The 25,453-nt window shown below is 36.8% G+C and carries 21 protein-coding genes and 1 tRNA gene; 20 read left to right on the top strand and 2 right to left on the bottom strand.

What is annotated here, in order from left to right:
* Positions 1-328 precede the first annotated feature (328 nt).
* From E2R68_RS06695 to bamJ, 7 genes are all read left to right on the top strand, one after another.
* Positions 329-751, top strand: a complete 423-nt coding sequence (locus E2R68_RS06695) for a MerC domain-containing protein (RefSeq protein ID WP_134276725.1) — start codon at positions 329-331, stop codon at positions 749-751.
* 17 nt (positions 752-768) lie between these two features.
* A complete protein-coding gene (locus E2R68_RS06690) occupies positions 769-1,767 on the top strand; it encodes a CobW family GTP-binding protein (RefSeq protein WP_134276724.1) in 999 nt (332 codons plus the stop codon).
* 166 nt (positions 1,768-1,933) lie between these two features.
* Positions 1,934-2,185: a DUF2498 family protein gene (locus E2R68_RS06685; RefSeq protein WP_134276723.1), complete on the top strand. Its 252-nt coding sequence runs from the start codon at positions 1,934-1,936 to the stop codon at positions 2,183-2,185.
* Positions 2,186-2,331: 146 nt separating this feature from the next.
* Positions 2,332-2,634 (top strand): putative signal transducing protein, encoded by a 303-nt coding sequence (locus E2R68_RS06680; protein WP_134276722.1) that lies wholly within the window; start codon positions 2,332-2,334, stop codon positions 2,632-2,634.
* 133 nt (positions 2,635-2,767) lie between these two features.
* Positions 2,768-2,858: transfer RNA gene (locus E2R68_RS06675), tRNA-Ser, on the top strand.
* 86 nt (positions 2,859-2,944) lie between these two features.
* The gene (locus tag E2R68_RS06670; protein WP_166738823.1) at positions 2,945-3,505 is read left to right on the top strand and encodes a bifunctional adenosylcobinamide kinase/adenosylcobinamide-phosphate guanylyltransferase; all 561 of its coding nucleotides are present in this window, start codon (positions 2,945-2,947) and stop codon (positions 3,503-3,505) included.
* Between the two features lie 198 nt (positions 3,506-3,703).
* Positions 3,704-4,318, top strand: coding sequence for a BamJ family beta-barrel-assembly machinery protein (gene bamJ / locus E2R68_RS06665; RefSeq protein ID WP_134276720.1), 615 nt, complete (start codon positions 3,704-3,706; stop codon positions 4,316-4,318).
* A 161-nt stretch (positions 4,319-4,479) separates the two neighbouring features.
* Here bamJ and mtnN read toward each other — a convergent pair whose 3' ends face one another.
* Positions 4,480-5,175 carry a 5'-methylthioadenosine/S-adenosylhomocysteine nucleosidase gene (gene mtnN, locus E2R68_RS06660; protein WP_134276719.1) on the bottom strand — a complete coding sequence of 232 codons (696 nt, stop codon included), beginning with the start codon at positions 5,173-5,175 and terminating at the stop codon, positions 4,480-4,482.
* Between the two features lie 145 nt (positions 5,176-5,320).
* On the opposite strand from mtnN, the gene tyrS reads away from it, so the two are divergent.
* The 9 genes from tyrS to E2R68_RS06615 all read left to right on the top strand — a co-directional run bounded on the left by tyrS (position 5,321) and on the right by E2R68_RS06615 (position 15,061).
* The gene (gene tyrS / locus E2R68_RS06655; protein ID WP_134276718.1) at positions 5,321-6,592 is read left to right on the top strand and encodes a tyrosine--tRNA ligase; all 1,272 of its coding nucleotides are present in this window, start codon (positions 5,321-5,323) and stop codon (positions 6,590-6,592) included.
* Between the two features lie 2 nt (positions 6,593-6,594).
* Positions 6,595-7,296, top strand: coding sequence for a hypothetical protein (locus E2R68_RS06650; protein WP_134276717.1), 702 nt, complete (start codon positions 6,595-6,597; stop codon positions 7,294-7,296).
* A 345-nt stretch (positions 7,297-7,641) separates the two neighbouring features.
* Positions 7,642-8,058 (top strand): cupredoxin domain-containing protein, encoded by a 417-nt coding sequence (locus E2R68_RS06645; RefSeq protein WP_208380148.1) that lies wholly within the window; start codon positions 7,642-7,644, stop codon positions 8,056-8,058.
* A 4-nt stretch (positions 8,059-8,062) separates the two neighbouring features.
* Complete coding sequence (locus tag E2R68_RS06640; RefSeq protein WP_134276716.1) at positions 8,063-8,935, top strand: FTR1 family iron permease; 873 nt, start codon at positions 8,063-8,065, stop codon at positions 8,933-8,935.
* Positions 8,936-9,021: 86 nt separating this feature from the next.
* Positions 9,022-10,422, top strand: a complete 1,401-nt coding sequence (locus E2R68_RS06635; RefSeq protein ID WP_208380145.1) for an imelysin family protein — start codon at positions 9,022-9,024, stop codon at positions 10,420-10,422.
* A gap of 255 nt (positions 10,423-10,677) precedes the next feature.
* Entirely contained in the window at positions 10,678-12,024 is a 1,347-nt protein-coding gene (locus E2R68_RS06630; RefSeq protein WP_166738822.1) for a di-heme oxidoredictase family protein, read from the top strand.
* Positions 12,021-13,007: an imelysin family protein gene (locus E2R68_RS06625; protein WP_134276713.1), complete on the top strand. Its 987-nt coding sequence runs from the start codon at positions 12,021-12,023 to the stop codon at positions 13,005-13,007. The genes E2R68_RS06630 and E2R68_RS06625 overlap by 4 nt, the downstream gene beginning before the upstream one ends.
* A complete protein-coding gene (locus E2R68_RS06620) occupies positions 12,991-13,905 on the top strand; it encodes a sterol desaturase family protein (RefSeq protein WP_134276712.1) in 915 nt (304 codons plus the stop codon). Before E2R68_RS06625 ends, E2R68_RS06620 begins: the two co-directional genes overlap by 17 nt.
* 1 nt (position 13,906) lies before the next feature.
* Positions 13,907-15,061: a cytochrome-c peroxidase gene (locus E2R68_RS06615; protein ID WP_134276711.1), complete on the top strand. Its 1,155-nt coding sequence runs from the start codon at positions 13,907-13,909 to the stop codon at positions 15,059-15,061.
* A gap of 101 nt (positions 15,062-15,162) precedes the next feature.
* Here E2R68_RS06615 and ettA read toward each other — a convergent pair whose 3' ends face one another.
* Positions 15,163-16,836 carry an energy-dependent translational throttle protein EttA gene (gene ettA, locus E2R68_RS06610; RefSeq protein ID WP_134276710.1) on the bottom strand — a complete coding sequence of 558 codons (1,674 nt, stop codon included), beginning with the start codon at positions 16,834-16,836 and terminating at the stop codon, positions 15,163-15,165.
* Between the two features lie 269 nt (positions 16,837-17,105).
* Here ettA and fdhD point away from each other — a divergent pair, with 269 nt between their 5' ends.
* The 4 genes from fdhD (at position 17,106) to recC (ending at position 25,451) form a co-directional block, all read left to right on the top strand.
* A complete protein-coding gene (gene fdhD / locus E2R68_RS06605; RefSeq protein WP_134276709.1) occupies positions 17,106-17,948 on the top strand; it encodes a formate dehydrogenase accessory sulfurtransferase FdhD in 843 nt (280 codons plus the stop codon).
* 20 nt (positions 17,949-17,968) lie between these two features.
* Positions 17,969-20,272 (top strand): FdhF/YdeP family oxidoreductase, encoded by a 2,304-nt coding sequence (locus E2R68_RS06600; protein WP_134276708.1) that lies wholly within the window; start codon positions 17,969-17,971, stop codon positions 20,270-20,272.
* A 210-nt stretch (positions 20,273-20,482) separates the two neighbouring features.
* Positions 20,483-21,748: a serine hydroxymethyltransferase gene (glyA, locus tag E2R68_RS06595; RefSeq protein WP_134276707.1), complete on the top strand. Its 1,266-nt coding sequence runs from the start codon at positions 20,483-20,485 to the stop codon at positions 21,746-21,748.
* A gap of 277 nt (positions 21,749-22,025) precedes the next feature.
* A complete protein-coding gene (recC, locus tag E2R68_RS06590) occupies positions 22,026-25,451 on the top strand; it encodes an exodeoxyribonuclease V subunit gamma (RefSeq protein WP_134276706.1) in 3,426 nt (1,141 codons plus the stop codon).
* Positions 25,452-25,453: the final 2 nt, after the last annotated feature.

Here is a 25,453-nt window from a genome sequence, read left to right as displayed (position 1 = left end):
CTTATATATAGCTGGTTGGATAAAGCCATAAGGCTTTTTATATTATGTGCGAGGGCTTGATGGTATTTTTTATGTGGTAAATGCAATTTCATTTACATCATTGCACCAAAATTGGGCGAGGTTTACTTCTTTTTATGCAGTAATAGGTAGAAAAACTTCAAAATACGAGTAAATGATAATGAGTATCGATTTTATTGTTTGTTGCTGCTAAGTGTTATATTATAACAAAATGAAGTTTGGTGATTAGATCTTCGATTTGTTATTGAAGATAGACTTTATGTTTAATTATCAGCCACCCATCGGCATTAATAAATATTAGGAAAATAGAATGAAATCAATACAAGCCTTCACAGATAAACTATCTATCGGTTTATCCATGTTATGCGCCATCCACTGTTTGCTGTTACCTTTTTTGTTGGTTTTAGTGCCTAGTACGATAGCTGTCCAGTTAGGAAACGAGGCTTTCCATGCTTGGATGGTGTTTGCCGTGTTACCAACCAGTATTTATGCATTGACATTAGGTTGTAAAAAACACAAAAATTATCGTTTAATTGCTTTAGGGATCAGTGGGTTGTTATTATTAGTATTAGCTGTTGTGTTGGGGGAATATTTATTTGGCCATTTAGGTGAAAAAATAATGACTTTAGCTGGTGCAACGCTTTTAGCCATTGGGCATTGTTGGAATTTTCGTTTATGCCGTGAACATGAGGACAAACACAAAGATGATAGCTGTGATTGTTCAGAGCATTAATAATAAAGAAGATATAAATGAACAAAGAGATGATTCAAGGTGTGCCTACTAATATCATTACTGGCTTTTTAGGCTCAGGTAAAACATCGGCAATTTTACATCTATTAAAAAATAAACCTGCTGATGAAAGGTGGGCTGTTTTAGTTAATGAATTTGGCGAAATAGGTGTTGATGGTAGTTTTTTAACGGGCAAGCATACCAAAGAGCAGGGCATATTTATTCGAGAAGTGCCGGGGGGGTGTATGTGCTGTGCTGCTGGTTTGCCGATGCAAGTTGCGTTGAATCAGCTTTTGAAAAATGCAAAACCAGATCGTTTGTTAATTGAACCAACTGGGCTAGGTCACCCTAAAGAAATTTTACAGGTATTGTCAGCAGAGCATTATCAACAAACGCTTTCTTTACAAAAAACATTGACCTTAATAGATGCTCGGAATTTACATGATACTCGATATACCGAGCATGCTACATTTAATCAGCAAATAGCGATTGCTGATACGTTGGTGGGTAGTAAAGCAGATTTATATCAAGAAGCAGATAAAACATGCTTAATGGCCTATGCCAAGGCGCAAGGAAAAGAAAATGTGTCGGTTATTTTTGCAGAATATGGCAACATCGCGTATTCACAGTTAATAGGTAAAAGTGCCATTAAGGTTGCTGCTCCACATTCCCATCATCATGAAGTAAAAAAATCATTAGCAACAGAGATCGTTATCCCTGCATGTGGTTTTATTAAATCGGCCAATCAAGGTGAAGGATTTAATAGTGTGGGGTGGCGTTTTTCTCCGCAGATTGAGTTTAATTACAAAAAATTATTTATCTTTTTAAACTCTTTAAAAGTAGAACGCATGAAAGGTGTTTTTATTACTGATAAAGGTATGTTTGCTTACAACGCCACGCATGAATCTTTACAAGAAATGGCATTAGATAGCGTGAAAGAGAGTCGAATTGAGATTATCAGTCAACAATTAGATAATAAGCTTGAAGCACACTTGATGGCTTGTTATCTATCTCAGTAAAAAACTGCTAATTAGTTATTTAAATAAAGATGCATTTCGCGATACATTTATAATATAAATATCTAGCGAAGAAATTCTCTATAATATCTATTCTCTTTAACTTGCGGTTTAACAGTTACTCTGGGTAATATATTATTTAATTATTATGATAAGAAGGAATTAAACAATGAGTGATGATAAGCAAGCGATTCAAAGTGCAGATTTAATCGCATTAGCTAATGCACAGTTACCTGAGCATGAAGATTTTATCGAAGGTATTAAGGTAGAAAGTGTTGCTACTCAACATGGTGTAATTACCTTTAAAGGTGAATCATTTTTAGATGAAAATGGATTACCTACAGCAAGGAGTATGACTGCTTTCAATTTATATAAATGGCTTTGTCACCATTTTTCTAATAAATACACATTAATTGATTGAAAGTAGCCTTTATAAAATATTTTCTAATCAATCATCTTACCAATACTTCAATTAAACTCTATTCTAGTAACAACTAATAATAGAGTTTTTTATTCCAATTTAGATTTTTCTACTTTCAATCTGGAACTGGGTTACGGGGATTTAATATGAAAATGATATACACCAATGAAAATATCTTTATAACCAATAACTTAAAAAATATTCTCGAAGCACAAGGAATCAATACTTTTATCAAAAATGAGTTTTCACAAGGAGCCATAGGAGGAGTTTCTGTTTTTGATGCTTGGCCTGAAGTGTGGGTTTTTGATAATGCTGATTTTGAGCGAGCACAAGTCATTGCAAATTCATTACAAAGCAGTAAGGGAGACATTGATTGGGTTTGTGAGCATTGCTCTGAACATAATGAGTCTGTATTTGAAATCTGTTGGAATTGTCAGAGTGAAAACTAATGATTAACGTGATCATGGTTTTATATTGAAGCTTATTTCTGCTCTATTGGTGGTTTATTCGGCAGTTGAACTTTTTTCAGCGTGTATTGTTTTACACTCGAAATATTTTACTATATTATTCGTTTCGTTCTGCGGAGGGGTGGCAGAGCGGCTGAATGCACTGGTCTTGAAAACCAGCGAGGGTTAATAGCTCTCCGAGAGTTCAAATCTCTCCTCCTCCGCCACATTAAGAAAAAAGGCTTCTCATTTGAGAAGCCTTTTTTCGTTCAAGCTGTTTTATATGGTAACAGACGTAAATAAGTGGGTAGTTATGATTCAATTATTGATTGGTGGTGTTCGCAGTGGAAAAAGTGATGCTGCTGAAAATTTACTTATTCAACAACTTGCCGATAATCCTTCATTACATCCTGCTTATATAGCAACCAGTGTTGCCTTTGGCGAAGAAACTATTTCTCGAATACAGCAACATCAAAAAACTCGTCAGTCTCGTTTTCCTCAAGTTTTATCTACTTATGAGCTGGATTATAAAAATACTGACTTACTTTCTGTTTTAAACCTTCTAAATACACCCAACCATATTTTATTAATCGAATGCCTTTCAACTTGGGTTGGTTGGTATTTATCAGTTAATAAATCATTGCATGAGAATCTACTGTCTTTTGAGCAGCAAAAAGAATCTTTTCTCTCATTTTTACAAAGCGCTACATGTGATGTCATTATTGTCAGTGGGGAAGTCGGTTGTGGGTTGATCGGTGAAACACCTTTGCAGCGACGTTATGCAGATCAATTAGGTGAATTAAACCAACAAGTAGCCACTTTAGCGGATCGTGTTTTTGTTGTAACTGCTGGCATTAAGCAACTCATTAAATAACTTGCCCTTTAAGTCCAGCTTCATTATTTCAAAATAAGATTATTTGGTGACCTCATTCACAGTAAATGACCTGTTAAATTTTATTTCAATAAAATTTAATTTTTTCTAAATTATCCCTTTAAATTCTATTTTTGCTCCCCATATAAATAATTAACATAAGTGGGGAAACCCAAAATTCATTAGATTAAGAGAAAAAATATGTCTGAATATACTACTCAAGAGCAACAAGCAAGTTACGGTATTGGTTTACAAATGGGTGAGCAACTTGCTTCTAACCCGTTTGATGGTTTAGATATCTCTGCAGTATCTGCAGGTATTGCTGATGCATTTGCTGGTGCAGAAAGCAAAGTTTCTCAACAAGATCTACAAGCTGCATTCCAAGTTATCTCTGAGCGTATGCAAGCTGCGGCTGCTGAACAAGCTAAAATCTTAGGTGCTGCTGGCGAAGAGTTTTTAGCTGAAAATGCTAAAAAAGACGGCGTTGTTGTTACTGAGTCAGGTCTTCAATATGAAGTTATTACTGAAGGTTCTGGTGAAAAACCAACTGCTGAATCTACAGTAAGTGTTCATTACCACGGTTCTTTAATCGACGGTACTGTATTTGATAGTTCTGTTGAACGTGGTCAACCTGCTGAATTCCCAGTGGGTGGTGTTATCGCTGGTTGGACTGAAGCATTACAACTAATGTCTCCAGGCGGTAAAATGAAATTAGCTATTCCAGCTAACTTAGCATATGGCGAACGTGGTGCTGGCGCTGCAATTGGCCCGCACGCAACATTAGTATTTGAAGTTGAATTACTAGAAGTTAAATAATAATTAAAACTATTAATTAAAAAGGCCCTTATCTGTCATCAGGTAAGGGCCTTTTTTGCTTATCATTTAGTCATAAGATTAATACCCATCGCACTAATTAACTGATCTATTTTACTTATTAAAATCACTTATTTAATGCAATGGCTATAAAAATCTAAAAGCTAGTTTAATCGATCCACAATTGCTTCTACTAAAATAGATGCATTTTTCGCTGCAACAGGCAAAAACTCTTCAAATGAAAGTTCTGACTTCTTACCTGCAATATCTGATAACGAACGAATAATCACAAAAGGTACTGAAAATTGGAAACAAACTTGTGCAATCGCTGCTGCTTCCATTTCACAGGCTGCCATCTCAGGAAAGTTAGTACGTGCAATTTCAGTTTTAGCAGGATCTGCCATGAAAATATCACCTGTACAAATCAAACCTTTTACTATGTTTAAATTAGGTAATGTTTGCGCTGCTTGTTGTGCAATATCAATCAGTGCTGGTGTCGCTTCAAATGCCGCTGGTAATTGCGCCATTTGACCAATTTCATAACCAAATGCAGTTAAGTCAACGTCATGAAATCTCACTTCTGTTGAGATAACAATATCACCTACGTTGAGATCGCTATTAAAACCACCAGCAGAGCCGGTGTTAATAATGGTATCGGGAGTGAACTTTTCTAGTAAAAGCGTTGTTGCAACGGCTGCAGCGACTTTACCAATACCTGATTTAGTTAAAATAACTTGTTTATCATTAAGGTCACCTTGATAAAATTCACAACCTGCAATTTTAGTCGTAGTCACGTTATTCATCGCTGATTTTAGGATATTTACTTCTTCATCCATTGCACCAATAATGCCTATTTTCATATGATTTTCTCTTTGTTAACTTAATAAAGTCGCAATGCTAACATATTATGTCTTATATCTTCACTCTAAGGTTTTTTTGTGGCAATTTACTGTGTAAAATCGTGAATAATTATTACGTTATCGGTAGCAAACTAGGAACAAGCAAATGAATGCCTTACTTGAAGATTTAAAAGCGCGTGGTCTAATCGCCCAAACAACTGCAGATGAAGAGTTACATGAACATCTATCTAGTGCGAGCCGTACATTATATTGTGGTTTTGATCCAACGGCTGATAGTTTACATATCGGCAGCTTAGTGCCTCTATTAATTTTAAAACGTTTTCAAGAAGCGGGGCACAAGCCACTTGCTTTAGTTGGTGGTGCTACAGGTTTAATTGGCGATCCAAGTTTTAAAGCCGCTGAGCGTAAATTAAATAGCGATGATGTGGTTGCAAATTGGGTTGATTCAATTAAAAAGCAAGTGAGTGCTTTTGTTGAGTTTGGTGACCAAGAAAATGCAGCAGAAGTGGTTAATAACCTAGACTGGATTGGTCAAATGGATACCATTTCATTCTTACGTGATGTAGGTAAACATTTCAGTGTTAATGCCATGATCCAGAAAGAATCTGTAAAGCAGCGTATTGACCGTGAAGGTTCTGGTATTTCATTTACAGAATTTAGCTACATGCTATTACAATCTTACGACTTTGCTGCACTAAATAAAGAGAAAGCTTGTACGTTGCAAATTGGTGGCTCTGACCAGTGGGGAAATATTACAGGCGGTATCGATTTAACTCGTCGTATGAACCAAGAAAAAGTATTTGGTATTACTATGCCTTTGGTGACAAAAGCTGACGGTACTAAATTTGGTAAAACTGAATCAGGTACGATTTGGTTAGATCCTACTAAGACATCACCTTATGCCTTTTTCCAATTTTGGATCACGACTTTAGATGCAGATGTTTACAAATTCTTACGTTACTTTACTTTCTTATCAGTTGCAGAAATTGCAGAAATTGAAGAAACAGATAAAAACATTAAAGGCCGCCCTCAAGGACAGGCTATTCTTGCTCGTGAAGTAACACGTTTAGTACATGGTGAAGAAGGCTTAGCTTCTGCGGAACGTATTACAGAAGCGCTGTTTTCAGGAAACTTAAGTAGTTTAAGTGAGTCTGACTTAGCTCAGTTAGCACAAGATGGTCTACCAGCAACAGAAGTCACAACAGAAAGTGCTTCAATTGTTGAATTATTAACAAGTTGTGAATTAGCGGCTTCAAACAAAATGGCGCGTGAGTTTGTTAAGAATGGTGCTGTGATGGTTAATGGTGAGAAAGTTACTGAGTCTGAAGTGATTATTAATAAAGCAGATGCTTTATTCGCTCGTTACACATTAATTAAACGTGGTAAGCGTTTATTTAATCTATTTATTTGGAAGTAAATATGAAGAACACGATGTTCAAAAATTACATAATGAAAGCGTCTATTATCTCTTTACTAGGTTTGTTTACTGTTTCAGCCTTGGCTGCTGAAAGCGATGATAAAAAAGTAAGTACATGGAACGACATGAGTGATCCTACTGCTATCTACTCCAATGCAAGTATTGGTGGTGGAACAGAAGGCGTTGATCTATCTGGCACTTATGGCGGTTATTTAAGTGGCGTCTATAAACAGCGTTTCACTGTTGCTGCAAAACATGACTTAGATTATTACGAAGCTAATTACCTTTTATTAAATTCTGCATCTGAATCAGGCCTTACGTTTAATAGTACTTGGGATAGAGATTTACGTTTAGATCATGTTGACTATCGTGGTATTGACGACCTGAATGTTGGTTTTTTTGCTAAGTTAGGTTTTTTAGATAAACACCTTAACTTTTACCCGCAAGTGAGTATTGGTTATATGTGGGCTGATGAGATGAGTGATACCACTTATGTCAAATTGGACGCAACAACCAGATATACTTTTAATCATATGTTTTGGGTTGGTATCACACCAACTTTTAAACATAGTATGAAAGGTGTTGATATTGATGAATGGGCAACTTCAATTGACGCTGGTATGCAGTTGTCTGACGCATTTGGTCTTAGTGTAAGTGCTAATAATGATCATGAATATTGGGGGCAAATAACTTTTGCTTTCTAATGATACATAATTGAGTTCTAGCCTGGTTCAGTAGCAATATATAAACCGATGTTTAATCACATCGGTTTTTTTATGACTAATATTTCTTTGCTCAAAAATTTAACCTAAATTTTACTCTTCACTATTTTAATATTTCAACAAGTTCATTAATCCAACACTTATTCATCTTTTTATACTATTCAGTAAAAATAAATACCTCTAAGTAAATGGTAATGATAGTTATTATTGATTATATTGTTTTATTACTTTATGATGTGCAATGTTAATAAAGTTAACAAAATTAACAATTTTGACGAAGTTGATAGGGTAAACCTGTTTTTTTAATCAGATATGTGGATATTTTTAATGAAATTTTTACGTCATTTTTTCCTTTCTTCTTTTATCGCTGTTATGGCGGTTAATTCCTTTGCTTCAACAACTGAAGTTTCAACGAGTGCTCAAAAAGACACCGATGGTTTTAGCATGGAGTTTAAAGACCCTCGTTATAGCAAATTAAAAACCTACCTAGTTGAAATGAAAGATGGTGTTTTAATTCCTGCTGAATTGGTTGTACCAGAGAAAACAAAATTTCGTATTGTCATTCGCAATATTGGTAATAAACCCGCTGAATTTGAAAGTAATCAATTGCGCCAAGAAAAAGTATTGTTTATGGGGGCTGAAACGAGTGTTGTTATTATCCCTTTAGATGCTGGTACTTATGATTATTTTGATGACTTTGCACCAACAACACGTGGAAAGATTATCGTGAAGGGCAAGGAATAAAGTCATGGGACAAACTATTTTTGTTGTATGCAGAGAGAGTATCGAAGCTCTCTTAGTGCTCGGTATTTTGTATGCTTGGATGAATGATAGAGAAGATGCGCAAACAGGAAAAAAGTGGTTATTTGCAGGAATACTCGCAGGATTTGGCTTAGCAACATTATTAACGTTAACTTTGATTGGCGTAACAGATATTTTAGGTGGGGAAGCACGTACTTGGTTTGAAATTGGTATGTTGGCTTTTGCTAGTGCATTAATTGTGCAAATGGTTATGTGGATGCGTGTCCATGGGCGAACGTTAAAACAAGAAATTGAAAATGGATTAGCTACAAACCTCGCAGGTGAAAAGAATTGGTGGGGAGTCTTTTTTCTGGCCATGATTGCCGTTGGACGAGAAGGCTCTGAAACAGTGATGTTTCTTTATGGCTCACTATTACAACTTGATTCTTTTGCTTCTTACATGAGCTTTTTTATGGCTGCAGGTATTGGTTTAGCACTGGCGATGATTCTTTTTTATGCTTTGCAATTGGGTGGTCGTTTTATCTCATGGAAGTGGTTTTTCCGAGTCACTGAAATTATGTTGTTATTTTTAGGATCCGCCTTGTTTTTATCTGCATCTGAAAAATTACTAGGAGGGCCTTTAGCGGCTATTGATTTACCTGGTTGGCTTTATAGTAATGTGTGGGATATGACCAGTGTATTAAGTGATAGTTCGGTATTAGGTAATTTAATGGCTTCATTATTTGCCTATCGTTCACAGCCAATTGGCTGGGATTTAGCCGTTTTAAGTACTTTTTGGATTGCTGTAATAGTGTTACTTAAATGGCAGTCTACTAAAAAGAATGAGCAACTTGCTCGCACGGGTGTTAACAAAAATTAATTAAATTGCAGGAAGCAGAAAATACAAGTTTTCTTAATTTATTAATATAAAACTTATAATTTTTTATGTATCTAGGAGTAATGGAAGTGAATAAGACAATATTAAGCACGATGATTGCAGGAGCACTATTAGTTTCAGCTTGTAATTCAACAGGTGGAAAAACGGCTGTATCAAAAAATGAAGTTGCCGCTGTAGAAACTACATCAAATACTAATGTTACAGCAGGGATCTCTAAGGGTGATAAATTAGCCACTTTATCAACTTATGCAAGTATTGCTTCTGCCAACTATTCAGACACTTTAAAAGATGCAAAAGCGTTACAAGTCGCTATTACTGACTTTTCAAAAAATCCAACTGAAAAAACGTTACAAGTAGCTAAAGATGCTTGGTTAGTTTCTCGTGAGAGCTACGGTACAACAGAAATTTTCCGTCTTTCAAATGGCCCAATCGATGCTGAAGATGGTTGGGTTGCTGAAACTTACGGTGGTGTCGAAGGTGAACTTAATTCTTGGCCGCTAGACGAGAACATGATTGATTACACTATTGATGCAAATAATAAGCGCACTAGTGGCAATATTATCGATACAACTGGCATGTTTACACCTGGTGGTGAAGATGTGACTGCTGTTGATGTAACAACACTGACTCCTGAAGTACTGGGAGAGTTAAATACTAATGGTGGTGATGCAAACGTTGCGGCAGGTTATCATGCAATAGAGTTTATGCTGTGGGGACAAGATCAAGACTATAACAACATGATCGAAGATACTATTACTAACGGAGCAATGACAGCAGGTCAACGTCCAGTAACAGATTTTACTACGGATAAATTTGCCAAACGTCGTCTTGATTACCTAAATGCAGTGGCAGATAAAATGGTTGAAGATTTAACCGTTGTTGCCAGTGCTTGGGATGATAAAGTGAATGGAGATAAAGGCCTTTATCGTGCGGCATTATTAGATCAACTAACGGGTGAGCAAGCATCTAAAAATATTGATCCTGCTGTTTCTCTAAAACAAATTTTTGCTGGTGTTGGTGTATTCTCTAAATCAGAATTAGCTAACGAACGAATTGCTGTTGCAGTATTAACGCCAAGTGAAGAAGATGAGCATTCATGTTTCTCTGATAATACGCACCGTGATATTGCCTTAAACTATCAAGGTATTAAAAACGTATTATTAGGTGAATATAAAGGTAAAAAAGTCGGTCCTGCTTTCATTGACAATTTATCAACAGAAGAACAGGCTGCAATCAGCAAATTAATGGCAGATATCGAAACTCGCATCGAAAAAATCAATACATTAGCAACGACAACAATGCATTTTGATTATCAAATTCGCCCAGAAAACAAAGACAGTGTACAAAATATCGTCACACTTAAAAATCAATTACGCCGCTTAGGTGATCAAATGGTCATTGTTTCTAAAGCTTACGGTATTTCATTAACAACAAATGATGTGACTGACGCTGAAGAAACACAAATCTAACGCGGTTTAAAGTGATAAGACTTTAATATAATAAAGGTCATTGTTATAAACGCCATTAGCCAAATTAGGCTGGTGGCGTTTCTCGTTCCATATGACGGTTATCACTAAAGTATAAAGTTTAGCCAGTTGTGAAGTAATAGACTTTAGGCAGAAAGATAAATATCTAATGGATATAGGTGTAATTTATTTTGAAAATGATTTATGAAAAACAATTGTAATCAGGCGACAAAGCATCTTTTTAGTGGGATTTTTTTATTGTTAGCCTCTAGTCATTTTGTCCATAGTAAAACAAATGATGTTAATACAGATGAATTTACTGATGCTGGTGGCAGTAAACCTTTCTCCCATGCTATTAAGATGAATGATTCAGCGTTTGATCAATACATTCTTGGTCGTTCTTTTTTCACTATCCCATGGGTTGAAGCGCCTAGTGCAACAACTGCACGAGATGGCTTAGGCCCGCATTTTAGTTCAAATACTTGTGTGAGTTGCCATATTAATAACGGCAGTGCACCAACGATTAGTAATGAAAACCAACCATTACGTAGTTTGGTTTTTAAATTAACTCAGCCAAGTAAACACTCATCACGTTGGTCTATGAATAATATTGAAACACCTATGCATGATAGTGTGCCCGATCCCGTTTACGGTGCTCAAGTTTCAATAAGAGGTAATGGTAAGGTTCAACCTGAAGCGCAGACAAGATTAAAAGTTGAATCAATTCCTTTTACTTACCCTGATGGTGAGGTATTGACTTTAACAAGATTTATCCCTTATTTAGAAAAATTAGCTTATGGTCCTTTAGCTGAAGAAACGGTGATTTCTTTAAGACAACCTCCTATTTTGGCTGGTTTGCGATTAATTGAACAAGTGTCAGTAGCAGATATTATTGCTTGGGAAGATGCAAATGATGACAATGCAGATGGTATTAGTGGTCGAGTAAATTGGTTGCATTCACCAACACAAGATAAAAAAATATTAGGGCGTTTAAATTGGAAAGCTAGCGCACCTAGTATCATTGGACAAACTGCCAATGCTGCAGCGTTTGACCTTGGTTTAACGAATCCATTTTTTCCAGAAGAGCTTTGCCAACCGGCACAAGCAGATTGTCTTGCTGCACCTAAAGGAGATAACACAAGAGTGGGAAGTTTAGATCTTCCTATGTTGCGTTTACAAGCAATTGCCTCTTTTATTCGTGACCATAAAGCACCACAAACTCGTCATTTAGATGCTCAAGCGATTAAAGGTAAAAAACTCTTTGAATCAATTGGTTGTGTTAGCTGCCATCGTCCTACATTAACAACAACTGAAGGCGTTGAATTTCGTCCTTATTCTGATTTGTTGTTGCATGATATGGGGGAGGAATTAAAAGATGGGCGTCCAGAGTTTCTAGCAACTGAACGAGAATTTCGTACTGCGCCTTTATGGGGTGTTGGCGCTCGTGTTCGTGCACAACATCGTTTTTTACATGATGCGCGAGCCAAAACACCGGAAGAGGCGATTCTTTGGCACGGTGGAGAAGCTGAAAAATCAAAATCAATATTTATTAAATTAGAGCAAGCCGAACGTTTGGCCTTGTTACATTTTTTGGAGCAATTATGAAAATTTTTACACCTTTGTCATTCATTTGTTTATTGAGTGTTCCACTGTTCAGTTATGCGCAGGAAAAAGATCCTTATGCTTCTATCTATGACAATGTTATTCAGCATAATGCAGATAACGCAGTAACGTCTTGTCTGAATTTACAAACCGCATTAAGTAGTAAGTCGGATGATGTGCGCCACCAAGCATTTGTAACATTGGCTAAAAGCTGGGGGAAAGTACAAGCGAGTTATATTCTGGGTGATTATGATATGAATGCAATGGATTACCCATTGATGATTGATTATTTCCATAGTGGAAATGAAAATATTCATGAAAGTATTGAGCGTTTAGTTAGCCGTGATTCAAAGCCATCAACAGCACTTTATAAAAACTCATACAAAACCATGGGGGCAATCGATTCGGTGATGTTCAGTGCTGATTGGACTGAGCGCAGAAAAGAGTTTGCTAAAGTGATGGTGGCAAATGTGTGTGAACGCTTTACACAAATTAGTGATGGTTATAAAGCTAATCGAGATGCTTTTCTTTTTGATGTTGATAGAGGGCTCTCTTTAGTTGTTAATGCTGAAATAGAACATATTTATAAAACTCGTGATTGGCGTATCGCACAAGTCAGTGGATTAACAAAAGCTAATCTTGGCATCACTAAACCTGAACTTCAGCAATATCCTTATAGTCAGGCGTCTTGGGCCTTTATTGGTGGCATCTTAGAAACAAATGAACAGTTGTTAGGGGAAAAAAAGCAACCGAATGTGGCAACAATCGCTTATGAAAAGCATGGCAAAGATGGAATTAATGCAGTACAAACGGCGTTAAAAGCTTCCTTGCTCGCCTATAAAAATACACCTGTTGATCATAATTTTAAATTAAATGAGATGATCCCTGTTTATCAGGGGTTATTAGATGTACAAAAAGCATTTTATAGACATTTAGTAAGTGAAATTGGTGTGTCAGCAAATTTAATCGATGCAGATGGTGATTGATACTCCCTTATCGCTATTCTTAGAGGGTAGCAATCGTATATTTTGGGGATACCTTATTGTCAGTGCCATCATTGCTGCTGTTTGGCATATTTATAATGTTGGCACCATTTCATTCTCAAAATTAAAAGATTATTGGCTAAATGCTGATGCAAAATTAGATTATCGTTACTTTTTAGTTAATTGGTTATTTAAAGTGTTATTTATTTTGCCGGTTTTACTTTCAGCCAATACTGTTGCCTTGTGGATTTTGAACGGATTAAATTCATTCTCCAACCCATTATTTTTATCTTGGTATTATCGAGATATAGTTTTGGCGTATACGCTGAGTTTGTTTGTATTGGGTGATTTAAGTCGTTATTGGTTACATCGTTGGATGCATACAAACCGTTGGTTATGGAAGTTTCATCAAGTTCATCACAGTGCTGAATCGTTGAATCCATTCACGTTTTATCGCTTGCATCCCGTGGAAATAATACTGTTTGCATTGCGTAATGCGCTTGTTGCTGGAGTGGTAACCGGAGTGTTTATTTTTTGTTTTGGAGCAAGACTTAATCTTTATACAGTATTAGGTGGGAATCTGTTTATTGTCATTTTATTTTCTTTTACAGGAAACTTGAGGCATAGCCATATCCGTCTTAGTTATGGGCCTTGGTTAGAGCGTTTATTAATATCGCCTGCACAGCATCAAGTGCATCATCAGCAGGAAAATATGCACAAAAATTTTGGTAGTGTATTTGCGTTATGGGATTGGTTTTTTGGCTCATTACGATTATCTAAAGATGCGTCTAGACACCAACAATTTGGATTAGGTAGTGGTAAAAGAGAAAAGTTTGATGGTGTTATAAAAATTATGATGCAACCATTTTTTGATATTTACAAAAATTTTAACCGGAATTGAAATGAAAAATATATTTTATTATTTATTGTTATTGTTAGCTTTTTCTAATACAACCAATGCTGCAGAACAACTAACTGAAGCACAATTAGGACAGATATTATTCTTAGACACAGCATTTTCTGTTAATCGGACAATGTCTTGTGCTACTTGTCATGAGCCTGTAAACAGCTTTACTGACCACCGAGAAAACACTGGGCGTAAAATGGTCTCTTTAGGAGATGATAAGTCATCTTTAGGATCTCGTAATACACCGATGGCAGCTTACGCAAATACCTCTCCATCATTTCATTATGATGATTTGTTAAAAGAATATGTGGGGGGGCAATTTTTAGATGGCCGTGCTAATACATTAGCTGATCAAGCAATGGGACCACCATTAAACCCTGTGGAAATGGGGTTGCCTGATGCTGAAACTTTAGTTAAACGACTTCAAGAAAATCCGTTTTATGTTGCTACTTTTAAGCGTCTATACGGAGAAAAGGTCTTTGAAGCATCTCCTCAGGAGGGTATTTTGCCGGCTTTTCAAGGTTTTGCTAATGCAATCCAAGCGTTTGAAAATACTGAGCAGTTTGCTAGTTATGATAGTAAATATGATCGCTTTCTAAAAGGGGAGTATGAGTTGACGGTATTAGAAGATTTAGGGAGAACATTATTTTTCTCAAACAATAACGTTAATTGTAATAGTTGTCATTTATTGAAAACAGAAGATAGCCCCAAAGAGCCTTTTACTAACCATCAATACCGTAATATCGGTGTGCCTTCTAATGCAGAATTAATTAGTTTAGGTCACTTGAAAGCAGATTTTATTGATCATGGTTTATTAGAAAATCCTGCAGTTAGCGCCCCTAAATATGATGGTAAATTTAAGAATCCATCATTACGTAATGTCGCAGTAACAGGACCTTATATGCATAATGGTGTCTTTAAAGATTTACGTACAGTGATGGAGTTCTACGACCATTATAATAACCCCGAACGTACTATTAACCCTGAAACAGGGAAACCTTGGCAAGCGCCAGAAGTACCTCAAACAGTAGACAAAGCAGACCTTAAAGCACAAGCCTTAACAGATCGTAAAATAGATGCTTTAGTTGCTTTTATGAAAACATTAACTGATAAACGTTATGAGCCACTTTTAGAGGCGTCACAAAAATAACCGTTATTAATTTTCACAAACAAAAAGCCCATTCACTTCATAATTTGATAGTGAATGGGCTTTTTAGTATTCGTTTTTGTGTTGATTAACTGCTGATGAAATTATCCAATACGTTTGTATTTAATACGTGTTGGCTCTACAGCTGCTGCGCCGTAAGTCTTCTTCATCCATGCTTCGTAATCACTGTAGTTACCTTCATAGAAGTTAACTTTACCTTCATCGCGGTAATCAATAATATGTGTTGCAATACGATCTAAGAACCAACGGTCATGTGAAATCACCATGGCACAACCAGCAAAACCAAGTAGGGCATCTTCAAGTGCTCGCAATGTTTCGATATCTAAATCATTGGTTGGTTCATCGAGTAACAATAAGTTACCACCTGATTTAAGCAGTTTAGCTAAATGTAAACGACCACGTTCACCACCCGATAAATCACCGACGATTTTAGATTGGTCTGAGCCTTTGAAGTTAAAACGTCCTAAATAAGCACGGCTTGGAATTTCAATATTACCCACTTGAATAATATCACTGCCGCCTGACACTTCTTCAAACACACTTAATTTGTCATCCATGTGGTCACGGAACTGATCAACACTGGCCATTTGTACTGATTCACCAATGATGATTTCACCAGAGTCTGGTTTTTCTGTGCCATCTAACATTTTAAATAAGGTTGATTTACCTGCACCATTGGCACCGATAATGCCTACGATTGCACCTTTAGGAATTTTGAAGCTTAAATCATCGATTAAAACACGGCCATCAAATGATTTAGAGAGGTTATTTACATCAATTACTTGATCACCTAAACGTTGACCAGTTGGAATAAATAATTCATTTGTTTCATTACGTTTTTGAAAGTCTTGATTATTAAGCTCTTCAAAACGAGATAAACGCGCTTTACTTTTAGATTGACGACCTTTTGCATTTGAACGAACCCATTCAAGCTCTTGTTCAATTTGACGTTGGCGTGCTTTTTCCTGTGATGCTTCTTGTTTTAAACGTTCATCTTTTTGTTCTAACCAAGAAGAGTAGTTACCTTCCCATGGAATACCGTAACCACGGTCAAGCTCAAGGATCCAACCTGCAACATTATCTAGGAAGTAACGGTCATGGGTAATCGCAACCACAGTACCCTCGTAGTCATGTAAGAAACGTTCTAACCATGCCACTGATTCTGCATCCAAGTGATTGGTTGGTTCATCAAGTAATAACATATCAGGTTTTTCAAGCAATAAACGGCATAATGCAACACGACGACGCTCACCACCAGATAGGACTTTCACCGGTTGATCCCAAGCTGGTAAACGTAAAGCATCAGCTGCACGCTCAAGTTGGTTATCAAGGTTATGTCCATCATGTGCTTGAATAATATCTTCAAGCTGACCTTGACGTTTAGCTAGTGCATCAAAATCTGCATCTTCTTCTGCGTAAGCCGCATAAACAGCATCTAATTCAGTGAGTGCAGACTTCACTTCAACAACTGCTTCTTCAATCACTTCTCGTACATTCTTTTCAAGATCTAAAACAGGTTCTTGCGGTAAGTAACCAATTTTTGTCCCTGTTAAAGCGCGCGCTTCACCATCAAATTCTTTATCAACGCCTGCCATGATGCGTAATAGTGTTGATTTACCTGAACCATTTAAACCTAACACGCCAATTTTTGCGCCAGGGAAAAAGCTTAATGAGATGTCTTTTAAAATAGTGCGCTTAGGCGGAACTACCTTGCTCACTCGGTTCATTGAGAAAATAAACTTATCTGGAAGAGCCATTACAATACCTTTTTAATCAATATGAATTTAATTGCAGCCTATTGTATTGAGTTGTAAATGGCTGCGCAATGAAATGGGCTGGATATATGTGAAATAGTATGGAGAAGAAAGGCTTTAATTTCTGTAAGTATTTTATTGAAATTAAGAATAAAAATAGTAATACCCCTAAAAATATTGTGAATAATATGCTATAAATCAGAGCTCGGTGACTTGTCCTCTATTCATTCCTTGAATATCAGTCTGAGCCATTTAGTTAAGAAGAGGAATTCATGAGTTCAACCCCTTATCAATCTGTTAATCGGCAGCGTTATCGATTAGTAGCAAATCAAACTATTCAGACATCTCTAAGCGAAGATGCAGTTATCCGTGAAGAACCATTAAACATAGTCTTACATTGGATCTGTAAAAAAACGTTACAAAACCAAGAAAAAAACTTCATGGTGACCATGAGAACACCGGGAGAAGATTCATTTTTAGTGACGGGATTATTATTATCTTATGCCATTATTCAAGATCAGACACAAATTAAAAGGATAGAAACCGAAGAGTTCAACCAATGTGATGTGTATTTACGTAAAGATATTGAGTTTGATTGGCAATCCTTAACTCGTCAATTTGTTAGTCATTCAGGATGCGGTATTTGTGGCGCGAGTGATATAAAAAAATTAGTACTTTCTTTTGCTATGGATATTGATCAAACGACGCAGTGGTTAACCTTAGATAAAATCCTATCTTTTCAATCACAACTCAGAGAAAAACAGTCTTTATTTTCTATTACAGGCGGCGTTCACAGTGCGGGACTTTTTACATTGGATGCGTGTCTATCGGTACATGAAGATGTAGGGCGACATAATGCTGTTGATAAAGTGATTGGCGATGCCCTCAGCCAAGATCTTTTAGGTAAACAAAATATATTAATGTTAAGTGGGCGAGTGAGTTTTGAATTAATGCAAAAAGCCGTTGCTGCTAAAATTGCAGTGGTGGTTGCGATCGGTGCCCCTTCAAGTTTAGCTGTTGCCGTCGCAAAACAATTTAATATCACTTTAATTGGATTTGTGAGTGAGCATACTTGCAATGTATACCATGGTGATTTTCGTTTAATGAAAGTCTAAATATAAATAGGTAGGCAGTAATGACAGTAAAAAAATATAAAGGTGCAGCAGGTGGTTGGGGTTCACTTGTCAGCACAGGGAAACATTTATTCCACAGTGAAAATGTAGCCAAAAATGTATTAAATTTATTGAAAACAAATCAAGACCATGGTTTTGATTGTCCCGGATGTGCATGGGGGGAAGAAAAGAAAAGCGACCGTTTTAAATTTTGTGAAAATGGTGCCAAAGCGGTGAATTGGGAAGCAACTTCTCGTCGTTTAACGGCTGATTTTTTTGAACAATATACTGTCAGCATGCTACGTACCCAAAGTGATTATTTCTTAGAAGATCAAGGTCGCCTTTCTGTACCACTCTTATATCAAGCTGACTTAGATAAGTATGTTGAAGTTACGTGGGAAGACGCTTTTAAACTGACTGCAACGCATCTAAATGCCTTAGAGGATCCTAATCAAGCCGAATTCTATACATCAGGGCGAGCAAGTAACGAGGCTGCATTTTTATATCAACTTTTTGTTAGAAAATTTGGCTCTAATAACTTTCCTGATTGTTCTAATATGTGCCATGAAGCAAGTGGTGTTGGATTAAAGAAAACCATTGGTGTCGGTAAAGGCACGGTAACTTTAGAAGACTTTGACCACGCAGATGCTATTTTTGTGTTTGGACAAAATCCTGGGACAAACCATCCTCGTATGTTACATACGTTAAATCATGCCGTTAATCGTGGCGCCAATATTGTTACCTTTAATACTTTAAAAGAACGTGGGTTAGAACGTTTTGCGAACCCACAATCTCCAGCAAATATGGTATTAGGCACCTCAACCAAGTTAAGTAGCCTGTATTTTACACCTAATCTAGGTGGTGATATGGCAGCGGTACGCGGTATGGTTAAAATATTATTAGCCCGCCATGAAATCGCACAAGAATCTGGACAACAAGTTTTTGATGTCAGCTTTATCGAAGAAAATACAACAGGTTTAGAAGATTACTTAGCACAAGTAAAAGCGACCACATGGGAGCAAATCATTGATCAATCTGGCTTATCTAAAGAACAGATAACCAAGGCTGCAGATGTCTATCAGCAAGCCGAAAGAGTTATAGTGACATGGGCAATGGGAGTGACTCAGCATAGACATTCGGTAGCAACCGTTACTGAACTCGCTAACTTACAGCTTTTGTTTGGACAAATTGGTAAAAAAGGGGGCGGCGTTTGCCCTGTACGTGGTCATTCTAATGTACAAGGTGATCGCACCATGGGTATTGACGAAAAACCAACTGAAGCACTATTAAATAGCATAGAAAAAGCCTTCAACTTTACACCTCCAAAAACGCGTGGGCATAATGCAGTACAAGCGGTAGAAGCAATGTTACGTGGTGAAAGCAAAGTGTTTATGGCCTTAGGCGGGAACTTTGCAGCCGCAATGCCAGATACAGAAGTAACACGCCAAGCAATGAGTCGATGTGAATTAACCGTTAATATCGCCACTAAGCTTAATCGAACACATCTTTATCCGGGCAAAAACGCATTAATCTTACCGTGTTTAGGGCGAACCGATATCGACTTACAACAGGGCAACGCACAAAAGATCACAGTGGAAGATTCATTTTCCATGGTGCACGCTTCACAAGGTGTTGTAAAAAGTGATATTAGAGAAATGCGTTCTGAACCCGCTATTATTGCGGGCATCGCACAGGCAACATTAGGTGACTCTCCCGTAAAATGGTTAGACTTAATAAAAGATTACGACCAAATTCGTGATTTAATTAGTCAAACCATCCCGGGTTTTAGCAACATGAATGAACGATTAAAAGAGCCCGGTGGTTTTTACTTGGGTAATGCTGCGGCAGAACATCAATGGAATACTGAAACTAAAAAGGCACAATTTCAGCATAAGCCTTTACCTGAATCAATTGTCTCAGCAACACAGCGAGCATTAACTAAAAACCCTGTTTTTGTATTGCAAACATTAAGATCACACGACCAATACAACACGACAATATACGGATTCAGTGATAGATACCGAGGTTTAAGTGGTGACCGTCATATCATTTTACTTAACGAAAGTGATATTACTGCACTAGGCTTAACTTCTGGTGATAAGGTGGATATTGAAGCGTTATGGGGAGATCAAATAGTAAGGAAAGTAACTAACTTTACTGTGCTTGGATATGATATTCCTGTCGGTAATGCAGCAGCTTATTATCCAGAAACGAATCCGTTAGTAGCATTAGCAAACTATGGAGATGAAACTTTTACACCTAATGCAAAATCCATTGCTATTGTTATCTCTGCGGCTAAAAAACCAGAACCAGAACGTATCGTATAGCTTGTTTTTTGTTGTAATGAAGTAGCGAATAATTGATTATTCAAATGGTTAATTATTTGCTGCATTACTTTCTGGTTTTGTATTATTTTCCTTCAAGTTTATTTCAGATAACTTTCACGCGATTTGTTCTATGCAATAGCCTAAAGATTGCGTAAAATGCGCCATATCAAATTTTAATTGAATACTTACCATTCTTAGCAGGAGATGCACATGTTTAACCGCGATATGAATATTGCTGATTACGATCCAGAATTATGGCAGTCAATGACTGATGAAGTTGCACGTCAAGAAGCTCACATCGAGCTAATTGCGTCAGAAAACTACACTAGTCCACGTGTGATGGAAGCACAAGGTAGTCAATTAACAAATAAATACGCGGAAGGTTACCCGGGTAAACGTTACTACGGCGGTTGTGAATATGTTGACGTTGCTGAATCTTTAGCAATTGAACGTGCTAAATCATTATTTGGTGCAGATTACGCAAACGTACAACCACATGCTGGTTCTCAAGCAAACAGTGCTGTTTATGCTGCACTTTGTGAAGCGGGTGATACGGTTCTAGGTATGAGTCTTGCTCACGGTGGTCACTTAACTCACGGTGCATCAGTAAGCTTCTCTGGTAAAATGTACAATGCAGTTCAATACGGTATCAACCCAGATACAGGTATTTTAGATTACGCTGAAGTTGAGCGTTTAGCTGTTGAACACAAACCAAAAATGATTGTTGCTGGTTTTTCTGCATACTCAGGTATTGTTGATTGGGCTAAATTCCGTGAAATCGCTGACAAAGTAGGTGCTTACCTGTTTGTTGATATGGCACACGTTGCAGGTCTTGTGGCTGCGGGGCTTTACCCTAACCCTGTACCATTTGCAGACGTTGTAACTACAACAACGCATAAAACATTAGGCGGTCCTCGTGGTGGTCTTATCCTTGCTAAAGCTAACGAAGCAATTGAGAAAAAATTAAACTCAGCTGTATTCCCTGGCGGTCAAGGTGGCCCATTAATGCACGTTATCGCTGCTAAAGCGGTTGCATTTAAAGAATGTGCTGAGCCTGCATTTAAAGTTTACCAGCAAGGTGTGTTAGATAACGCTAAAGCAATGGTTAAAGTTTTCCAAGACCGTGGTTACAAAATCGTATCTAACGGTACTGAAAACCACTTATTCTTATTAGATTTAATTGCACAAGATATTACTGGTAAAGAAGCTGATGCTGCATTAGGTCTTGCTCATATCACTGTAAACAAAAACTCAGTACCTAACGATCCACGCTCTCCATTTGTTACATCTGGTTTACGTATTGGTACACCTGCATTCACTCGTCGTGGCGCAAACGCTGCTGACGCTGCTGAATTAGCTGTTTGGATTTGTGACATTCTTGATGCTATTAAAGATGAAGAAAAATTAGCGGCTACTATTGAAGCGGTTAAAGTTAAAGTTGCTAAATTCTGTGAAGCAAACCCTGTATACGCATAATATTTTTACTAACAATATTTGTTAGTGAGTTAATGCTTATATAAAAATTCGAATCCACTTTTGTTAACCAAAAGTGGATTTTTTTTAGCTTGAATTTATTGATTAACGAAGTAGTTCGCTATTAAATAACGAGCATTTTATTTATCTAAACTCCTTACTTAACATTTTCATCATGATTAAGAATATTAATTATTTTCAGCATAGATATATGTAAATAAAACACATAAGATAATCTTCTGCTCATGAGCATTTGTTTCACAGAGAAAGGATATAAATAGTGTTTAAGGTATATCATTCTAATCAAATAAGTCTCCTTAAAGATCTCGTCGTTGCATTGATGCAACAAAACCCCTTAAGCCATGCCTTTGAAAATGAAACTGTCTTGGTACAAAGTCCGGGGATGGCACAATGGTTGCAACTAGAAATTGCACAATCTACCGGTATTGCTGCAAACATTGATTTTCCGTTACCTGCGAGTTTTATTTGGCAGCAATTTAAACATATCTTAGAGGACGTGCCGGAGAAAAGTCCTTTTAATAAACAATCAATGACTTGGCAGATAATGAAACTGTTACCTGATTGTTTAGAAGATGAAGACTTTGCGGCATTAAAAGATTATTTAAAAGATGATGAACATCTTCGTAAACGTTTTCAGTTAAGCGGAAAAATAGCCGATATTTTTGACCAATATTTAGTGTATCGACCAGAATGGATTGATAATTGGGAAAGCTTACAAGGATCGGAAATTAGCCTAGAACAACTTGAGCCAAGTTGGTTAGATGCGCATATTTGGCAAGCTAAATTATGGCGTTTATTGGTTGAAAGTATTAAACAAGGTTTTCAATCTCAAGGTAAGGCTTATCATCGTGCAGGTTTATATAAAGATTTTTTAAGTACACTGTCTACTAAAACAACAGAGCAACTTACTCATTTACCTAAACGTATTTTTGTATTTGGTATCTCCTCATTACCCGAGTCTTATCTACAAGCATTATTAGGATTAGGGGAGCACTGTGATGTGCACTTTTTATTAACCAATCCTTGTCGTTATTATTGGGGGGACATTGTTGATCCTAAATTATTAGCGAAGCGTTTTGCTTTGTCTCGTCCTAAGGTTGAGGTTCAACAAGGTGCTGTTGCTGAATTACCTCCTACAAGCTGGCAAAAAGATGAAGCGCATTTAGCTTGGGCAAGTAGTGGTGATGAAGAAAGTGAAGTCGGCAATCCATTATTAGCCTCAATGGGGAAAATGGGACGAGACTTTTTATACCAATTATATAGCCTTGAACAACAAGAGATTGATGCTTTTGTGGATATTGACCGTGATAGTTTATTACATCATCTACAAGCTGATATTTTAGACTTAACGGATAGTTCTTTGCAGACTTTACATGATGCCTCGTTACGTATTCCTGTTGATGCCAACGATAACTCGCTTAGTTTCCATGCGTGTCATAGTGTGATGCGTGAAGTGGAAGTATTACATGACAATTTATTAGCCATGTTTGAACAGGATAAAGCATTAACGCCTAAAGATATTATTGTGATGGTGCCTAATATTGATGCCTATGCGCCTTATGTTGAAGCTGTTTTTAGTCGTGTTAATCACGATGTTGCAATTCCATTTTCAATCTCAGATGTCAGTGCGCAACAAGAAAATCCAATATTAGCCAGCTTTTTACAATTATTAAATCTGCAACAAAGTCGTTATACAAGAGAAGATATTTTATCCCTGCTGGAAGTACCTGCGATCCTCAATCGTTTTTCCATTAAACAATCGGAATTTGATTTATTACAACATTGGATAACTGAGAGTGGTATTCGTTGGGGACTTAATAGAGAATCCGCTACGCAATGGGATTTACCTGCGTTAGAACAAAATAGTTGGTTATTTGGTTTGAAACGTATGTTGCTCGGTTACGCCATGAGTGATGAACTATTTGAAGGAATCTCTCCCTATGATGAAGTGCAAGGGTTACAAGGTGATTTATTAGGTCGATTTATTGAGTTTGTTGATACCTTAATTAAGTTAGAAAGTAAGCTTAATCAAGAGGTGAGTTGCATTGAATGGCAAATATTTATTAATCAATTGATTGATGATTTCTATCTTGAAGATGAAGACAATAGTGTTTTATTTACTCAAATACGCCAACAAATGCAGATGTTGACAGAGCAAACTGAACAAGCCAAATTTGAGCAACCATTATCATTACTGATTTTAATCGAATACTTACAAACCTACCTTTCTAGCCAGTCAAATAGCCAGCGTTTTTTAGCTGGCCAAGTTAATTTTTGTACCTTGATGCCGATGCGTTCGATCCCCTTTAAAGTGGTGTGTTTGTTAGGTATGAATGATGGTTTATATCCTCGCTCATTATTACCCATGGGATTTGATTTGATGGTCGGTCATCGTAAACGGGGCGATCGCTCTCGTCGTGACGAGGATCGTTATCTATTTTTAGAAGCTATGCTCTCGGCACAATCAAATTTTTATGTCAGTTATATCGGTAAAGATATTAGTGATAATAGTGAAAAGATGCCGAGCGTATTAGTCAGTGAGTTGCTTAATTATATCCAGCAAAGCTTTAGATTAAATAACCAAGAGTTAACTGATATTACACAAGTTGAAAAAGAGTTACTCGCTTCCTTAACACACCATTATCCGATGCAGAGTTTTAGTGAGCAATATTTTCAAGGTAAGCAACATAGTTATCAGCAAACTTGGTGGCAAGCCATTAATCAAGAGGCATCAAGTGATAATGAATTGGCTTTGCCTTTATTACAAAATAATGACATTGAATTAACGGCATTAATTCGTTTTTTACAAAACCCTTGCAAAGCTTTTTTTAATCAAGGTTTAAATGTCTATTTTGAAATTGATGAGATAGTGCAAGAAAATGATGAACCTTTTGCCTTAGATAATTTACAACAATATATGCTAAAAAAACAACAGTTCGAAAATGGCTTGGATGATCATGCTTTAACTGATTTATATATTGGTTTACAAGCGCAGGGCAAGTTACCTGTTGGCGAGTTTGCACCACTCATTTTTAATAAAGACCTGCAGATCATGGTTGATTTGGCGACGATTTATAGCAGTTATTTTATTGGTGATATAGAGCAAATACAGGTTGATATTCCTTTTGCCGATAAACGACTCATTGGCGCTTTAGATGATCATTGTGAAAATGGCTTGGTGCGAATTAAACCAGGCAATATCAAAGGTAAAGATTTATTGAAATTGTGGGTTGAACATTTAAGTTATTGCATTGCTCACGGGCAACATCTTAATGCCACTTTATTTGGTCAAACTAAAGGCCATTACTTTGAAGAAATTCCGGCTGATTATGCACACCAGCGTTTATCCGAACTAATTGCTTTATATCTGCAAGGGTTACAGCAACCGATTCCATTTTTTATAGAAAGTGCTTATCAGTGGTGTGAAGCTGTGTGTAAATTACAGGCAAACGTTTTTATTTTAGAAGAGTTAAGCTTTGAAACAAGAGCTGCAGGGCAAAAAGCCGCATTAACTGTCTTTAATAACTCTCGAGGATATGCAGAAGCTAATGACCCATATATTAATCGATTATTTGATAATATCGAAGATCACTGGCAAGAATTTGAGTTGATCGCATTGCAGATATTCATGCCGTTATTATGTAATTTGAATGATTTAATTTATGACACTTGGGGAGAGGAGTAATC

It is taken from the genome of Psychromonas algarum, assembly GCF_004376845.1.
Taxonomy (GTDB): Bacteria; Pseudomonadota; Gammaproteobacteria; order Enterobacterales; family Psychromonadaceae; genus Psychromonas.
This window is presented reverse-complemented; position numbering and strand designations above follow the sequence as displayed.

Bases quoted from the DNA above. Each gene is read 5' to 3' on its own strand.
- E2R68_RS06695 (WP_134276725.1), top strand. From the start codon at position 329: ATGAAATCAATACAAGCCTTCACAGATAAACTATCTATCGGTTTATCC.
- E2R68_RS06690 (WP_134276724.1), top strand. From the start codon at position 769: ATGAACAAAGAGATGATTCAAGGTGTGCCTACTAATATCATTACTGGC.
- E2R68_RS06685 (WP_134276723.1), top strand. From the start codon at position 1,934: ATGAGTGATGATAAGCAAGCGATTCAAAGTGCAGATTTAATCGCATTA.
- E2R68_RS06680 (WP_134276722.1), top strand. From the start codon at position 2,332: ATGAAAATGATATACACCAATGAAAATATCTTTATAACCAATAACTTA.
- E2R68_RS06670 (WP_166738823.1), top strand. From the start codon at position 2,945: ATGATTCAATTATTGATTGGTGGTGTTCGCAGTGGAAAAAGTGATGCT.
- bamJ (WP_134276720.1), top strand. From the start codon at position 3,704: ATGTCTGAATATACTACTCAAGAGCAACAAGCAAGTTACGGTATTGGT.
- mtnN (WP_134276719.1), bottom strand. From the start codon at position 5,175: ATGAAAATAGGCATTATTGGTGCAATGGATGAAGAAGTAAATATCCTA.
- tyrS (WP_134276718.1), top strand. From the start codon at position 5,321: ATGAATGCCTTACTTGAAGATTTAAAAGCGCGTGGTCTAATCGCCCAA.
- E2R68_RS06650 (WP_134276717.1), top strand. From the start codon at position 6,595: ATGAAGAACACGATGTTCAAAAATTACATAATGAAAGCGTCTATTATC.
- E2R68_RS06645 (WP_208380148.1), top strand. From the start codon at position 7,642: ATGAAATTTTTACGTCATTTTTTCCTTTCTTCTTTTATCGCTGTTATG.
- E2R68_RS06640 (WP_134276716.1), top strand. From the start codon at position 8,063: ATGGGACAAACTATTTTTGTTGTATGCAGAGAGAGTATCGAAGCTCTC.
- E2R68_RS06625 (WP_134276713.1), top strand. From the start codon at position 12,021: ATGAAAATTTTTACACCTTTGTCATTCATTTGTTTATTGAGTGTTCCA.
- E2R68_RS06620 (WP_134276712.1), top strand. From the start codon at position 12,991: ATGCAGATGGTGATTGATACTCCCTTATCGCTATTCTTAGAGGGTAGC.
- E2R68_RS06615 (WP_134276711.1), top strand. From the start codon at position 13,907: ATGAAAAATATATTTTATTATTTATTGTTATTGTTAGCTTTTTCTAAT.
- ettA (WP_134276710.1), bottom strand. From the start codon at position 16,836: ATGGCTCTTCCAGATAAGTTTATTTTCTCAATGAACCGAGTGAGCAAG.
- fdhD (WP_134276709.1), top strand. From the start codon at position 17,106: ATGAGTTCAACCCCTTATCAATCTGTTAATCGGCAGCGTTATCGATTA.
- E2R68_RS06600 (WP_134276708.1), top strand. From the start codon at position 17,969: ATGACAGTAAAAAAATATAAAGGTGCAGCAGGTGGTTGGGGTTCACTT.
- glyA (WP_134276707.1), top strand. From the start codon at position 20,483: ATGTTTAACCGCGATATGAATATTGCTGATTACGATCCAGAATTATGG.